We start from the raw sequence: 14894 nt of genomic DNA, 5'->3' as shown, positions 1-14894 counted from the left end.
GGAATAGAAGAGACTAGGTGCGAGATATGGACATGTGGAAACAGGCTTTTTGGTTCAAACTGCGATGGGCCTGACATCTAGCGCAGTCGCGCTCAAGTGCACTAAGCCAGCTATATCAGCGAGCCCTCCTGTCGCGTGCGACCTGCGCCAATCTGGATGACGCCCTCACGCTTGACGACCAGATCGCAGGCGATGAAGCAGAGGACGCCGGGGCCGGATAGATGTCGGGATCATCACCGAAAATGGCTGCTGGCAAGCTGGCCTGAGTTGCGTCATATCACCAAAAGCGCACTCATTGCCCCACTGGCGAGCGCCAGTGGGACCTCTGGGGTCAGCTATATCTGCTCGTCCAAGACATCCCTGATTCGAGCTGCGAGATCAGCCGAACTGAAGGGCTTTGTGATGAGTCGGACGCCTTTCTGAAGACGGCCGTGGTGCATTATGGCATTGCGGGCGTATCCGGTCGTGAACAGCACTTTAAGATCGGACTTTATTTCTCGTGCTTGCTCAGCCACCTGAGGGCCAGCCATTCCGCCGGGCAGGACTACGTCGGTGAAGAGCAGATCCACGCGCGCCTGACGCTCAAGTAAACGAAGCGCCGAAGGACCATCGTGGGCCTCGAGGACGCGATACCCGAGTTCACGCAGGATCTCGACGGAGTACGTCCTCACATCGTCGTCATCTTCGAGAACGAGGATGGTCTCTTCGCTGCCGCCATCAGGAACAATGCAGTCCGCTTCTTCCTCAGGCTGGGCGATTCCACCGATCAGCCGGGGCAAGTAAATTTTCACCGTCGTGCCATGTCCGACTTCGGAGTAAATTTTAATATGGCCGCCTGATTGCTTGACGAAGCCATAGACTTGGCTCAGCCCCAGGCCAGTACCCCGACCGACAGGCTTCGTGGTGAAGAAAGGTTCAAACGCTCGCGAAATGGTCTGTTCATCCATTCCTGTTCCGGTATCGGATATCGCTATCGAAACGTACTGCCCAGCAGCCACTTCGGCAAAATTTGCAGCATATCCCTCATCAATGTGGGCGTTGGCTGTTTCAATCGTCAGGCGGCCACCTTCGGGCATGGCGTCTCGAGCGTTCACTGCCAAATTCAGGATAGCCGCTTCAAGCTCGTTGGAGTCCATTTCTACTTGCCAGAGCCCTGCGGATAGTACCGTCTCAACCGCGACCGTTTCGCCCAGGGTACGATGGACCATCTCTGACATGCCGGTCACGAGCGCGTTCACGTTGAGGGGCTTCGGATCGAGAGGCTGACGCCTTGAAAATGCGAGCAGTCTCTGGGTAAGGGCCGCAGCTCGTCGAGCCCCGTTGAGCGCATGGTTGGCCGCCCGTTTTAACCTCGTGTTCTCAGACGGGAGATGACGCTGAATCGTGTCCAGGTTGCCCATAATCACCTGAAGTAGGTTGTTGAAGTCGTGGGCTACACCGCCTGTTAGTTGGCCAATCGCCTCCATTTTTTGGGCTTGCCTGAGCGCCTCCTCGTTCGCACGTAGCTGGGCAGTGCGCTCGGCGACCTGCTGTTCCAAGTTCGCGTTCACCTCCCGCAAAGCCTCTTCCGCATAGCGGCGTTGCGCGAGTTCGCGCTGGGCCGCTTGGGATAGCCTCACGTTGTCGATGGCCACGGCGGCTTCCGCTGCCAGTCCTTTCATTCCGCGCTCGGAACGTTCTCCGAAACTGCCGGGCGATCCGTGACCGAAGAAGAGCCCGCCCAGAACCTCCCCGCTTCGGGACATCACTGGCACGGCAAGGTAGCTCCGAACCGGAAGATGCCCTTCTGGCATACCCTTGTGCGGCGCGTTCTTCCCGTATCGCGGGTCCTTCGTTATGTCGTCCGAGCGGACGATGCCCTCACCACGGAAAGTTGGACCGAACACCTCCGTGTTGCGAGGCATCGGGAATTTTGAGAAAGCCTCGATTGGAGCGCCTGCCAGCGTGTAGAGCGTATATGTCTCACCTGCGTCATTGAGCACGGTGTAAAAAAACGCGCCGAACTCAGCTCCGGTGAGTTCGACGCCAGCATCCGTGACGATCTGTACAAGTCGGTGCACGTCCGTTTCGACCGCAAGCGCCGAGCCCGCTCGATTTAGAATCTCCAGGGCGCGGCGTTCCTGGTTCGCCAGTTCCTCCGCCTCTTTGGCGCGGGTTCGGTTACGGACGATCTTCACGAACCCGGTGATCTGGCCCGTGCCATTGAGGATCGGGCTCATCTCTCCGGCTGCCCAGATTCGTCCGCCATCTTTCCTCAAACGCCAACCTTCAGGCCCGCCGCCCCGGCCGGTGGCCGCAGCGTCTTCGAGTTCGCGGGAAATTTGGTCAGGGTTTTCGAACAGGCGATGCAGAGTCTGTCCGAGCATTTCGGTCTCGGTCCAGCCCAGCAGATGCTCCGCGCCCTTGTTCCAACTGGTGACCCGGCCTAATCGGTCGGTGCTGATGATGGCCGTGTCTGTCGCGCTTTGAACAATTTGACGCCAATCGCCAGCAGTTATCGTATCAGGCTGGAATTCCACGATTTCCTGATTCATGCGGGATGGCGCAGTGGTGCTTGACCAAACCATGGATGTTGTAGACGCAAGCGTGCCTCCCCTTCAAAAAACAACGTGTAACGCTCTAGGCGAGCTTGGGTTCCATCTCACCGTAACAAGAATGACGAGGTGCCTGGGAGACCCGTGTTCAGACCGTGAATGGCGCGCCCGCCCTTAGCGGATGCCGACTTACGGAGGGAATGCCTCGGCGGCGTCGGAAGTACCAGGCCACATCCGAGAAGGGCAGCGCTTCAAAAACGGCAAGGTCCTTCGTGTCTACCACCACGGAGCGCCTCTGCCCGAGGAGCCTTCGATTCCGATGACCTCCGGGTTGGAAGTCCCCTCATCGAAGCGGTTGGGCTGCAATTTTAGGCGACCTGGGCGACCGCGCCGAAGAAATGTTGGCGTCGATCTGCGGTAAACTATTGTGGAACGGTCCGGAGATGATCTGGCCGTCCGTCATGGCGGTCCGGAGATACCCCATAAACGTTGACCGGGCGGGCCGCTCCACAATGATCTAGGGACATCAGCAAAACTTGGCGCTTGCGATGCACATATGGAATGAGTAACTTCGGACTAGAATTCTAAAGATCAGGCACGTTTCCCAAGCGAGGATTTTCCCTGTTCAGCAGCGGTACTTGTTAAGGTGCGCCGTAGAATTACCGATGTCGTGGCAGAGGATAGCCCGAACGCACGCTCGATGAGCTATCCGGATAAGCTCAGGTACTTCACCTTACCTCCGCGCTCAGACGGTCTCTTCGACTGCTTTACATCCACCCGCGCGCGACTAGGGTGGAGGGACTCTCTCACCATAAATTCGAAAGAGAGGAGTTCCAGATGAGCGGTTCGCGACCGACCCAGTCCGGCACTGAGGGCGCTGATCCGACCTCGACGCCATCAGAGGACGAAAACCGGCTTACCCAGAGAACTCCAAGCAGCGCCTTGATGAGCGCTTGGATGAAGCCGAGGAGGAGAGTTTTCCAGCAAGCGATCCCGTCGCGGTGCACGTCACTCGCTAGCGGCGACGCTGGGCACCTCGAAGGCTGGCTCGCCAGCACAGAGCAAGCTCTTTCGCTGGGTCCAAACTCCGCCCTGGCGTGAAGCACCAGTGAGTGGCTCCCGTTCGGACGGCCCTTGGAACGAGTTCGTCTGCCGAACGGCAGGAACTTGATCACGGGACAACAAGAGCCCCCCTCAAGCGGGTGCTGATGGAAGTCCCTGCCATTCGCGGCGGCGGGGTTGTACGCGATCACACATCGGCGAACATCTCGCTTCATCGCTGCGCTGGCGGCCTATGGCATGCCCGTGATCGTCCCCACATGCGATTGAGTGGCGCACTTTTTGACCCATGTCATGGCGATCACGAACCCGTGGAGATAGGATAGTGGGTCATTCCAAGCGGAGTGCTCGTTATGACAACGGTTCGCCACATCCTCGAACGGAAGTGCCAACAGGTCTGGTCACTCCGGCCCAGCGATACCGTGTACGACGCAATTCGTATGATGGCTGACAAGGACGTTGGAGCGCTGGCGGTGATGGAGGATGCGAAGCTCGTCGGGATGATCACGGAACGACACTATGCAAGACATGTATTCCTTGAAGGTCGGGCGTCTCCATCCACGCTTGTGAGCGAGATAATGGAACGCAACGTGCTCTACACCCCTCCAAGCACGTTTGTTGAGGAATGTTTGGCGTTGATGTCGGCCAAAGGGGTGCGATACCTGCCCGTGATCGAGCAGGAAAAGTTGCTCGGAATCGTATCAATTGGCGACCTCGTCAACTGCCTCCTCTCTGACCGGGAGTTCGAGATCGGTCAGTTAGGAAAATACATCTGCGGATCGTAAGCTTATACCTAGCAGCCTTTTAAGTCCGCGCCTCCGAGTGTTTTTGAAGGGGGGAGCCCCGCGCGCATGCTTTTCTGCGGCCTGACAGTTCCGAAGATGACCCGACAAAGCCATACGTGATGTGGGCCGGGACACCATATGAGGATCTCATGCTGCCGGTTTGGTGAAGCAGGGTGGAGCGGCCTGAAGATGATCCGGGCCATTCGGCATGGAGGTCCGAAAATACTCCATAAACATTGACCGCTCTGCCCGCGCCCTTCTAGGCGAACACGCCGTTCGCCCAGGGCATGAGGCGGCCGATGTCTGACCATGGCGGCGATCATAATGGGCCTTGCCGCCGCTCCAAGGTCACCCGACCGCCTCGACATCCAACGCCATCCAACCCTGTTCGCACTGACCGCTGCCGCCACCCTGGAGTTCCGAGCGCCGTGCTTGCCGGAGCGATGTAGTAGCTTGATTTGCTAACGCCCAACACGCGGCAGGTCTCCGGGACCGTCGTGGACGGATCGTCATGGGCGCTGAGAACCTGTCGGATCATCGCGGGCGTGAGCTTTGGCTTGCGCCCGAAGTTCACCCCGCGTGCTCGGGCCAGCTTCCGACCGGCGGCGCTCCGTTCCACAAGCAGATTCCGCTCAAACTCTGCCAGGACGCAAAGCAGCCCGACCACCATCTTGCCGGTCGCAGTCGAGGTGTCGATTTTGTCCATTACGGACACGAGCTTTGCGCCCTTCGCCTCGATCTCCTCGATGATCTGAAGGAGGTGAAGCTGGGATCGAGCGAGCCGGTCCAGCCGGTACACCGTCGCCTGATCACCGGGCCTTAGAAGGTCGAGCATGCGGCGAAGTTCAGCCCGGTCGCGCTTGGTGCCCGTCACCTTCTCCCGAAACACATCGCGGTCATCAACGCCTGCCGACGCTAACGCATCCAACTGGATCGCCCAGTCCTTCTCGGAGGTCGAGACCCGCGAATATCCATATGCCCGTCCCATCGTCCAGAAACTCCCGTGCACGACCTTCCGGTTTTTGCACGGACTTCCTGCACGTCAAACACTTTGAATCCCGTGGACCACAGCCCCGTCCAGAAACTGAAGAGTTCCTGGACAGCAACAACAAGGGCTCGGGTTATGGGCCTTCGCCGCGCCAAGGTCAGGGGAACGGCGTCTTTGCCGCCGCGCAGCCGATCACGCCTGTTCAGATTGACCGCCCGGCCAATCCGCCATGAGGCTATCGGCGTGATCTTCGAGCCGCCGCCCGACAGCCTCAACGCCGTGATCACGCCGACATCGCCATGAGCTTCTTGGAGCAAGATGACGAACCGGGACGGCCGATGGCTCCAGCCGGTGAGCAGGGCGAATCTGCGGCGAACGGACCTTGAAGCGGAATGCAGCGGCCCCGCTATGTGCCGAGGCGGTAGTTTCTTAGGACAACTTCATGTCGTTTCCGCTGCGCCTTGATGTAGCTGCGTTCGGACCTCATGCTGTAACCCTGGCTCATGAAAGACCGCTGCCAGTCTCCGTACATCTCAGAAATCGCGTCCGTCACGTTGTATGTGACCATCGCGTTTACGGAAACCTTGGCGAGGCGTGAATGCAGCGCAACGTGGTCGAAGCCGGTATGTGCCTGTGCGCGCCAGCCGTAAAGACCCCTGTGCTGCAACATATACGGGGGATCTGCGAAGACGAAAGGCGAGCGGCCGCTCCACTGCGAGTCCAGCAACGATGAGTAGTCACCGTGCGTGATCTTCCACCCTGCGATCCTTGACGAGTAATTTGCAAGCGCGTCGATGCCCTTCATCGTCCATCGCACTTCCGATGCCTCTGGCGAAAATGATCCACTCTGGGTCAGGCCACTAAAGCTGCATCTGTTTAGCGTGAAAAAATACGCAGCTTCATCGAGCCGACTTAGGGAGGGTTGCATCAATGCCCGATCCAATTGCCGGAAAAGGTTTCCCGCACTATCCGGATCAGCATGCGACCTCTTCAACCCCCGTAAGAGATCTACCAGTTTGATGGCCTCGACTGGGTCCTGAATCGACTGCCAGAAGCTGATGAGGGGCCGATACGCGTCGTTGATCCAGATGGAGGCTTCTGGAAACCGGTCGGCAATGAGCAATGCTACCGAGCCGCCACCTACAAATGGCTCTCGATACTCGTCGATCTCATCGGGCAGGCGAGCTTCCAAGCCCTTCAGTGCGCGCGATTTCCCGCCTGGATAGCGCAACGGCGACCTGGGCGGGCGACGGCGCGTTGAATGCGGGATGAGGTGTTCTACAGGCGTCAGGGCGACCGGCATCCCGAGTGCGGTCAAGATCTTGGATAGGCTCTCTACGTGCCCTCGATCATGCTCGACCGCGATGATGGTCGGTTTCGACAAGCGCACGGCGTCGGCAAGCCGCGCTTGAGAAAAGCCGGACGCTTTCCTTCGAGTTGCGATCCATGCACCCATGGATGTGCCCGGCGCTTGTCCATCCAGCCGATGCTCTAGGACACCTAGGACCGTCAGGAAGGAATTGACCGTGCCTCTACCCGCTTCAAGCCCAGCGACAGTGTCGAGGTCAAGCTGGGTCCGAGCAGCGAGCCCCTGCTGCGTCAGTCCCCGATATTTCCGGGCCTTGCGGACTTCATGCGCTAGGATGATGGGCAATCGGGCACGAGCGGTGAGCATGGGGGCGTCATCGAACCATCAGAGCAAACCTCTTTACCCCAGATTCGTTTACCGATGCTCCTTACGTCCGGTCCCGACCCGAAGGATGATTGACAAACACGCCATTCGGAGCGGACGCTGAGGTCATTTTCGGGAGGCGACCATGCCTAAATTCATCATTGAACGTGAGATGCCGGGCGCAGGCCAGCTTGGGCAGGAAAAGCTGCAAGGCGCTGCGCAGCAATCGTGCGATGTTCTGCGCAGCATGGGAACGGATATCCAGTGGCAGGAGAGCTTCGTCACGGACGATAAAATCTACTGCGTCTATATCGCACCGAGCGAGGCCCGCATTCGGGAACACGCGGAGAAATCAGGTTTCCCGGCGAATAAAATCAGCGCGATCAGAAAAGTGATCGACCCGACCACTTCTGAGGTCGCCTAGTCCGTTCCGCAGATGTGGAAGCAGTGAGCGATGAACTGGCGGGTGACCTGCGGATGAGCCACGCGGACCTAATGACTTAGACAGCGATGATCTACGCAGATGGCGGCAACCTTGGCTGGTCACGTTCTCTTGGGACGCGTAAGCCAGACGCTATTTTGCACCCGTTTCCGCTATGGCGGTTTGGCGGAGCGCGAGCATGACGACCAGCAGCTACTCTGACGCGCTCGAACTCGCGGCGTTTCGAGCTATCGCCTTCCGTAATGGTGCCGGTGACCGGCCACAGAACCCAGCAGTTCTCTATCCAGAGGCCCACGCGGCGTTCGACGGGCCAATACGGCGAGAGCCCAGTTCGGGTGATAGAGAGCTTGGTCGAGCGGGCCACTCCAGGGCTGCACGCGATGATAGGCCGCCGCTTCTTTGGCTGGGTAATCGGGGGCTCCCACCCGGTCGGGGTTGCCGCTGACTGGCTCACTTCAGCTTGGGGCCAGAACGCAGCCAATCATGCAGTTTCGCCAGCGGCGGCAGCCGCTGAAGCCGTTGCTGCACGCTGGCTTCTCGACATCCTGCGAATGCCATCCTCGGCATCTGTGGGCTTTGTCACTGGCGCGACGGTCGCCAACTTCGTCTGTCTCGCTGCGGCTCGGGCCGAGGTCTTGCGTCGCGCTGGCTGGGACATCGAACGCAAAGGACTATTTGGCGCACCTGCAATTCATGTTCTGATCGGCGACGATGCGCAAACGACTGTCTTTGCCGCGCTCCTATACTTGGGGTTTGGACAGCAGAACCTGAACCGAATCACGACCGATGCGCAGGGCGCGATGCAATCTGCGGCGCTGTGTTCGGCGTTGGAGAGGTGCAATGGCCCAACCATCGTGATCACACAAGCCGGGCAGATCAACACAGGCGCTTTCGACCCACACCCCTCCATTGTCGATGCAGCCAGCAAACACTCGAACTGCTGGTTGCATGTCGATGGCGCGTTTGGGCTGTGGGCTCGCGCCTGTCCAGAGCGATCCTTTTTGGACGAAGGCATCGATTGCGCGGACTCCTGGGCCACTGATGGTCACAAATGGGTCCAAACGCCGTACGATTGTGGTTACGCTATCGTGCGTGATGCCGAGGCGCATAGACGCGCCATGACGATAGCCGCCAGTCATCTTCCACCTGTCGGCGAGGGAGATCGCGACCCGTCAAATTACGTTCCTGAACTCTCCCGCAGGGCTCGCGGATTCGCAACCTGGGCCATGCTCAAGCACCTTGGCCGGTCAGGAGTCGCAGCCATGGTGGAGCGCCACTGTCGTCTGGCGCGTGTCATGGCCGACGCGCTTGCGACGGAACAGGGGATCAAGGTCCTGAACGACGTTGTCCTAAACCAAGTGGTGGTGCGCTTTGGTCCCGATCAATCCGACGAGCTTGGCGATGAACTCACGCTTGCCACGATCAACCATCCAGGAGGAGGGAGTATTGTTCGCGGGCGGCGCGAAATGGAAAGGACTCTGGGTCATGCGCCTGTCGATCATTGGATACCAGACGAGCGAAGCGGACATAGGGGTTGCGGCCGACGCCATTAAGGCAGCATGGCGACGTATCACACAATCGCGGGTGCGCCCGAGAGCTTGACAGGATTAGGGCCATGACTGCTCAGAATGGAGGATGCCTCTGCGGAGGGCTCCGCTACCGGACAATTTCGCACCCGCTACGCGTGACAATCTGTCATTGCCGGTTTTGTCAGCGTGCGACGGGCTCCGCCTACATGGTCGAACCTATATTCCGCCTGCAAGACCTGACTGTGAATGGAGGCGAACCTGCTGTTTTCAAGACGACATCGCAAGGCAGCGGCAAATGGGTAAAGGTTCACTTCTGCCCAACCTGCGGGACAAAGCTGTTCTTATCCTTCGAGCGATTTCCAGACGTTTACGGCGTCTACGCAGGTACATTCGATGATCCGAACTGGTTTGCCATCGGTCCGGAAAATTCGAAACACATATTCATTAGCGCCGCGCGGCATGAGACGCTGATCCCACCAGGGATCAGCACGTTTGAACAACACGCCATCGACAACGAGGGGCGCGGTCTAAGTCCGGTCGTGTTTGATTCGCCGCAGCGCCCTGGCCGACGAGGTTAGCTCAGTCATTTTGCCCTACTTGGGGCTTGCTGGGACAGGCAGATAGCGAGACTATGATCGATCTCCTGGGAGGCTGCCATGACCATTGAACGAATGATCTTGCTGGTTGTTGGGGTTGTCGTCCTTGCGTCCGTCCTGCTGGCCGTCTACCACAGCCCGGATTGGTTGTGGCTCACGGGCCTAATGGGGGTCCACCTGATCCAGGCGTCCTTCACAGGAATGTGTCCCGTCGTCATGGCCCTCAAGCGCCTCGGGTTGCCGTCGCGTCCTGCCTTTGGATGACCCACGATGCCCAGCCTTCTCGTCCACGTCACCTGCGGACCTGAGAACCCCACGAGAGCCACGCTGGCATTCTTCGTCGCTGCTGCGGCGGCTGAGGCGGGCCATGAAGTCCATCTGTTCCTGGCCGGGGACGCAGTTCAACTCGTGCGCGCATCGGTTCTGGACAATCTAAACGGCTTAGGGACTGGCAGCCTGCGCCAGCACTACGAGAAGTTCGTTCAGGGCGTCGGCCGTCTCTATCTCTCGGGGGGCTCGTGTGCAGCGCGAGGACTGACCGAAGCAGACCTCCAGAGCATCCCATACGAAAAGGGCGCGCCACCTTTGCTCGTGAAGCTGGTCATGGAATGTGATCGTTCCATTGTCTACTGACCGTATGGGTTAGAGGGCCTAGCGGAAGGCTCAGGCTACTCACATCACGGCCGTTGCGTGGACCTCCTTGATTTCGGCCTGAGGCTCACCCTTCGGCGCGACCAGCGGATTTGAACGAGCTTGCGACTACACCGGCCTGCCGAAATGCTTCCATGGCTTCGGTCGGAGACATGGCCACGGTGGTTTTGATATCTGTGACTCCTCCTCCGGATGCAGCCGCGATAGTCGCTGCCGAAATCGCTTGCACGTTGGGAGCGTCGCAGACGAGGAGCCAATCGAACTCGCCGAACGTGACGTAGTAAGACAGGAGTTTGCCTCCGACTGCTTCCAGAAGTTTCCCGACCGCCCGGCTGCGATCCTCAGGCTCCGACATCATTCCACTGACGGCGTTGATAGAATAGCGCCCCTGGACAATGAACGTCGGCATGACTTTATCCCCTTCTTGACCGGAACTGGCCGGGCGGGTGAGCGCTGCGGAATCTGCGCTCACCCTAGTTCGACCATTATGAGCGTCGTCAAGGCCAGGGGCAATCAAGGGTGGCAGGGAACCCGCAGGTAATTGAACTGGCGTTGGCTGCGGTATGAAGCGAAGGTTCCTTCGATCATCAGACGGAGGCTCCTGGCATGTTGTTCGCCGTTTTGCTGTACGACCATCCCGACCGTGTTCACCTCCGGCAAAAACATGTGGCGGAGCATCTTGATTACGTCGCCGCCCAGGGGAACCGGGTCGTTGCTGGCGGTGCACTCCGGCATCACCCCGACGACGCACCGCACGGCGCTCTCTGGCTTATTGACGCCGAGACCAAAGAGGCAGCACGCAGAATTATCGAAGGCGATCCATTTTTCCGGGTCGGCCTTCGGCAAACGGCCGATGTCTTCCACTGGTCGAAGGGCGTCTGGTCCGAGCCCTTCAGCCGTTGCATCATGACCATTGAGGCTGAGTGACGAATTCTTGCCGTGCTGGTCCTCGCCCAGCCCCCCCCCCCGGCGGCCGTTCTGGTGCTGGCAGCGGCTACTCCGCCGGAACCGCCGAGCGCACCGCTCCAACTCGGTTACATCGGTAGACAAGCCAGCCAAAGAAGGCCATGTCCGCGAAAATAACCAGCGACGACAAGGCCGCGACGGGGTCTCCCGCTGCTCGGCCCGTGTGAACGAGGCCCACGCCGATGGCCAGCGCCAGTGTGGCGACAATCCAGGTCCAGACCTGTATCAGGGCCGCTCGGCTCCGATCCAGGTGCGGGTGAAGGTGGTAGAAGATGCCGAAGAGGAACAGCGAAACCCACCCCAGCAAGTTAAGGTGAGCATGGGCAGGCATGGTGGAATGGTCGCCTGAAGCGGCCATCGCGATGCCCCAGCCCATGCCGACAAGGACCAGCAGCACCGCAGCCTGGAAGCTCAGAGATGATGCTTTCATCGTTCCCGCTCCGATTTGATGTCGAGATCGCCCATAGCCGACAATCTGACCACCAGGATGGTCTTCATTCGGCTTCAAGGCGAGCCTAAAAGGCGTGCCGCAGGTTCAACGGGAGAGGTACTCGCAACCTCGCAGGTCTGATTTCGATCAGACCGGGGCACACCGAGCCCTATGCGGCAATCGGCCGTGGGCGTAACCTGCATATGAGGTGGCGAATGCGACCCGTGCTCCTGAGCGCTATCATTTCCGTGGCGGCGACCCCCGTTTTCGCCTGCGATGTCCAGGCCGCGCGCTTCTGGCTTGCCGAAGCGAATGAACAACAGCAATGGGCCGAGTTCTGGGCTGACATGATTCCGTCGGAGGAGGTTGCCTCACGTGCCCAATACGCCCGCGCATTGACGCATGCCGTAGAGGCGTCCGCCGACTGTTCCGCGCCTGACTTGGACCTGCACTTCATTTCCTACCTTCGAAAACGTTCATTCGCGGCAACATCAGCGTATGTGCGCTCAACCGCGAAACGTGACCGGTAGACCTAAGTGCAGCCATTTAGGAGGGCTTACCCATGTACGCTGCCGCTCTCGCCACCACGGCCATGTTGTTGGCGCATGATGTCTACCGCGACCTGCGCAGCCGGGAGGGCAACCTTTGCTGTACGAGCGATCCTGTCAGTGGCGACTGTGAATGGACGGAGTACCGATTGCTGGAGGATGGTGACGTTGAAATGCTCAGCCGCCGCCATCGGACGTGGGTCCATGTCGGGCGTCAAATGGTGGTGTGGCTGCCCGTTCCCGGCAGCGATCACCCAGCGCACTGGTGCGGCGTTCGGCGAATGCCCGTCTATCCTGGACAAATTTCTCCACCAACGCCTGAAAATCCAGACCCGCGATTTTTCACCTATTGCGCTTTCATCGATCCTGGTGGCGCGTGAGCCCCAACGCATATGATCTTTTGAGCAGGCGGAGGGCCGTTCACCCGAAGGACAGCTTGAATAGAAACGCTATGTCCAGATCCGCAAACTCGAAGACGATCTCGTCCGTCCACTTGTCGGTCCCCCAGTTCCAGTCTCCTGCCGGAATGTGCGCCTCGCACCATGCCCGAGCTTGATCCCATTGTTGATGGGTCTCCTCAGGAGCGCTGGGGGGCTGAAGGATGAGCCGGTACTGAAGTTTGGCCCGCGTGGGTGCAGGCCGAAGGTGAGGAAATTTGGCCGCGAGAGCAGCGAGGTCAAAAGGCGGGCGCATAAAGATATTTAGCGGCGGCGGCCCGTTCAGGTACTCCGAAACAACCGCTTCCGAACCCATTCTGAAAACCCTTGCAGCACCTTGAGCGCGGCGTGAAACTGGTCCAGTTGGGTACCGGAGCGCCGTGCTATGCGTGAATGGCTGATCGGGGTGCAGCTTCAGTCGGGCAGTTATCTGGTTCTGGGAGATGCCTTCGGCAGCGGGCTCCTGGATGCCTGTCGGAGTCGGGCAGGAGTGGATGCCAGTTTCGCATCTGGTTTCAGCGAGCAGACGATGACCTACTTGGGTCAGCCGCTTCTTGCGATTGGTGAGATCCCACGTCCACGGCCGAAGAGTCTGCTCAGGACGACTGTCCTGACCATTCGGGGTAAGGCAACGGCCGTCGTTTAGATTTTTCTCTCAGAGCACCTGCTGGAGCTTGGTGGTCAATGCGGCCAACTCACTTTGGCGGCGGATGCCCAGGCGCTCGAAAATGGCCTTCAGGACGGTTCGGACCGTGGCTTCAGCGAGCCCGAACGTCTCGGCCGCCTCACGGGGCGTTTTCCCGCTGCCGATGCACTCGGCGATCTTGGCCTGCCCTGGAGTGAGGCCCAGGGCCATAAGCTGCGCTTGCGTCTTCGCCGAGGCTTCAGCCCCAAGGTCGTGTATGAGCACGAGAACACGACCGTGACGCGCCCAGGCCCACTCGGAACCAAGAGTGATCGGGACGGCCTGAAGGATCAGGTCCGGGCGATGACTACCGGGCCGAGCCACAGCGATGGGGGATAGCGGCAAACAGCCTGCACCAGCCGAGCCGACCATCTGGTCGAAAATGCGTGAATGGCGGGAGTTCTTGAGGAATAGGCGATTGTTCCGCAGCCCGAACACTGGCCCCAGCAGGCTGCCGCCGAGCCGATCTGCGTGAAGTACCCCGCCCGTCGCATCTAAGATGATATAGCCGTGGGCGAGATGCGCTCTCGCGGTTTGTTCGGCATGGAGAGCGCGTTCAGCCTTGCCGACTGAGAGCGCCGCCGCCATGGCGCGCGCGGCGTGCTTTCCGAGGAATTCAAGGCGCTCGCGTTCGGTTGTTGCGAACACGCCGTCTGCCGCACGCCGCTGGACAGTGATCGCGATGGGCGAGCCTCCGGGAACGGTCGCCACCTGTGAAAGAGAGCACCCGAAGCCGTAGGTCGGCAAAAACTCCTGGTAGAACGGATCACGGCTCATCCGGTCCTGGCCGACGATGTCCCAATCCAGATGCACCCCCGAGGTCAGCCCCAGAGCCCGTCCTCGTTCGGCTCTTGTGTCGCGTTCCCACCAGCCCTCGCGAACATAATTGAAAGCGGACTCATCGAGCGAAGAAGACCAGACTGGTAGCAGGTCGAGCCCCTGGGTGAGCGGCACCACGATGGCTCCCAGCCCGCCGGATGCCTGCGCAATCCGGCCGAGAAGTTCGGGCCACTTCTCCGGCGCGACAACGGCTGCATAGAGACTCTCGGCTAAGACTTTCGGGTCCGAGGACATTGGCAGGTGCCCTTGCAAGCTCTCAATCGACACTAAGGCTCAGGATTAGGTTGGCATTAATCAACGTAAGAAATGCCGCTCATACCCCAGACGGGGGTATGGGGCGGCAAGAGCCCCTGGCCATATTGGATGAACGACTGTTTGGGGGCAACATACCAAATGAGGATACTGATCGCATCTATGCTCGTGCAAGCGTCCATGCTCATGGACCGTTGGAACTTGGGCCGAGCACCTATGGCGCTGCGCAGGATCGCGCGGCGCATTACGCGCACGCCAAGCACAACGTCCAAAGTTCGCGCCGGGACTAAGGACACCGATTTTGAAATAGTGACGATATTCGCGCTCTTAGGTCTGCTCACAACAGAGATCTGTGTCTCAAGCGGTCTTGGTTCTATGGATTTTTACGCGTTTGATGTTTTGCGGGCCTCTGACTGAGGTACACCGCGCCCGGCCGCAGAAAGTGGTTGCGCCATTCGAGATCGCCTCCAGGCTGAACGT

15 protein-coding genes and 1 pseudogene are annotated in these 14894 nt (G+C 59.5%); 9 read left to right on the top strand and 7 right to left on the bottom strand.

Going from position 1 to position 14894, the window contains the following annotated elements; genetic code table 11:
• Positions 1–335 precede the first annotated feature (335 nt).
• A complete protein-coding gene (locus ACYVO7_RS24325) occupies positions 336–2534 on the bottom strand; it encodes an ATP-binding protein (protein ID WP_460452356.1) in 2199 nt (732 codons plus the stop codon).
• A 1412-nt stretch (positions 2535–3946) separates the two neighbouring features.
• Between ACYVO7_RS24325 and ACYVO7_RS24320 the strand changes: the two genes are divergently transcribed.
• A complete protein-coding gene (locus ACYVO7_RS24320; RefSeq protein WP_460452355.1) occupies positions 3947–4378 on the top strand; it encodes a CBS domain-containing protein in 432 nt (143 codons plus the stop codon).
• Between the two features lie 319 nt (positions 4379–4697).
• Here ACYVO7_RS24320 and ACYVO7_RS24315 read toward each other — a convergent pair whose 3' ends face one another.
• Entirely contained in the window at positions 4698–5366 is a 669-nt protein-coding gene (locus ACYVO7_RS24315; RefSeq protein WP_460452354.1) for a recombinase family protein, read from the bottom strand.
• A gap of 406 nt (positions 5367–5772) precedes the next feature.
• Positions 5773–7041 carry a DNA adenine methylase gene (locus tag ACYVO7_RS24310; RefSeq protein WP_460452353.1) on the bottom strand — a complete coding sequence of 423 codons (1269 nt, stop codon included), beginning with the start codon at positions 7039–7041 and terminating at the stop codon, positions 5773–5775.
• 142 nt (positions 7042–7183) lie between these two features.
• On the opposite strand from ACYVO7_RS24310, the gene ACYVO7_RS24305 reads away from it, so the two are divergent.
• The 5 genes and pseudogenes from ACYVO7_RS24305 (at position 7184) to ACYVO7_RS24285 (ending at position 10238) form a co-directional block, all read left to right on the top strand.
• Positions 7184–7462: a DUF4242 domain-containing protein gene (locus tag ACYVO7_RS24305; RefSeq protein WP_460452352.1), complete on the top strand. Its 279-nt coding sequence runs from the start codon at positions 7184–7186 to the stop codon at positions 7460–7462.
• 196 nt (positions 7463–7658) lie between these two features.
• Positions 7659–9082, top strand: a pseudogene (locus ACYVO7_RS24300) (pyridoxal phosphate-dependent decarboxylase family protein).
• Between the two features lie 13 nt (positions 9083–9095).
• On the top strand, positions 9096–9587 hold the full coding sequence (locus ACYVO7_RS24295; protein ID WP_460452351.1) for a GFA family protein: 492 nt from the start codon (positions 9096–9098) through the stop codon (positions 9585–9587).
• 78 nt (positions 9588–9665) lie between these two features.
• The gene (locus ACYVO7_RS24290; RefSeq protein WP_460452350.1) at positions 9666–9869 is read left to right on the top strand and encodes a YgaP family membrane protein; all 204 of its coding nucleotides are present in this window, start codon (positions 9666–9668) and stop codon (positions 9867–9869) included.
• 6 nt (positions 9870–9875) lie between these two features.
• Entirely contained in the window at positions 9876–10238 is a 363-nt protein-coding gene (locus ACYVO7_RS24285) for a DsrE family protein (protein WP_460452349.1), read from the top strand.
• An 85-nt stretch (positions 10239–10323) separates the two neighbouring features.
• On the opposite strand, the gene ACYVO7_RS24280 is transcribed toward ACYVO7_RS24285, so the two are convergent.
• Positions 10324–10665 (bottom strand): GYD domain-containing protein, encoded by a 342-nt coding sequence (locus ACYVO7_RS24280; RefSeq protein WP_460452348.1) that lies wholly within the window; start codon positions 10663–10665, stop codon positions 10324–10326.
• 197 nt (positions 10666–10862) lie between these two features.
• On the opposite strand from ACYVO7_RS24280, the gene ACYVO7_RS24275 reads away from it, so the two are divergent.
• On the top strand, positions 10863–11183 hold the full coding sequence (locus tag ACYVO7_RS24275; RefSeq protein WP_460452347.1) for a YciI family protein: 321 nt from the start codon (positions 10863–10865) through the stop codon (positions 11181–11183).
• Positions 11184–11250: 67 nt separating this feature from the next.
• Here ACYVO7_RS24275 and ACYVO7_RS24270 read toward each other — a convergent pair whose 3' ends face one another.
• On the bottom strand, positions 11251–11652 hold the full coding sequence (locus tag ACYVO7_RS24270; protein ID WP_460452346.1) for a hypothetical protein: 402 nt from the start codon (positions 11650–11652) through the stop codon (positions 11251–11253).
• A gap of 215 nt (positions 11653–11867) precedes the next feature.
• Here ACYVO7_RS24270 and ACYVO7_RS24265 point away from each other — a divergent pair, with 215 nt between their 5' ends.
• Both ACYVO7_RS24265 and ACYVO7_RS24260 read left to right on the top strand, forming a co-directional pair.
• Positions 11868–12182, top strand: coding sequence for a hypothetical protein (locus tag ACYVO7_RS24265; RefSeq protein ID WP_460452345.1), 315 nt, complete (start codon positions 11868–11870; stop codon positions 12180–12182).
• Between the two features lie 32 nt (positions 12183–12214).
• A complete protein-coding gene (locus tag ACYVO7_RS24260; RefSeq protein ID WP_460452344.1) occupies positions 12215–12580 on the top strand; it encodes a hypothetical protein in 366 nt (121 codons plus the stop codon).
• Between the two features lie 40 nt (positions 12581–12620).
• On the opposite strand, the gene ACYVO7_RS24255 is transcribed toward ACYVO7_RS24260, so the two are convergent.
• Both ACYVO7_RS24255 and ACYVO7_RS24250 read right to left on the bottom strand, forming a co-directional pair.
• Positions 12621–12953 carry a hypothetical protein gene (locus ACYVO7_RS24255; RefSeq protein ID WP_460452343.1) on the bottom strand — a complete coding sequence of 111 codons (333 nt, stop codon included), beginning with the start codon at positions 12951–12953 and terminating at the stop codon, positions 12621–12623.
• Positions 12954–13292: 339 nt separating this feature from the next.
• Positions 13293–14396, bottom strand: coding sequence for a helix-turn-helix transcriptional regulator (locus ACYVO7_RS24250; RefSeq protein ID WP_460452342.1), 1104 nt, complete (start codon positions 14394–14396; stop codon positions 13293–13295).
• Between the last annotated feature and the right edge of the window lie 498 nt (positions 14397–14894).

The organism is Alsobacter sp. SYSU BS001988, assembly GCF_054796215.1.
The sequence above is the reverse complement of the archived record's forward strand: the minus strand, read 5'-3'. Positions and strand labels throughout refer to the sequence as shown.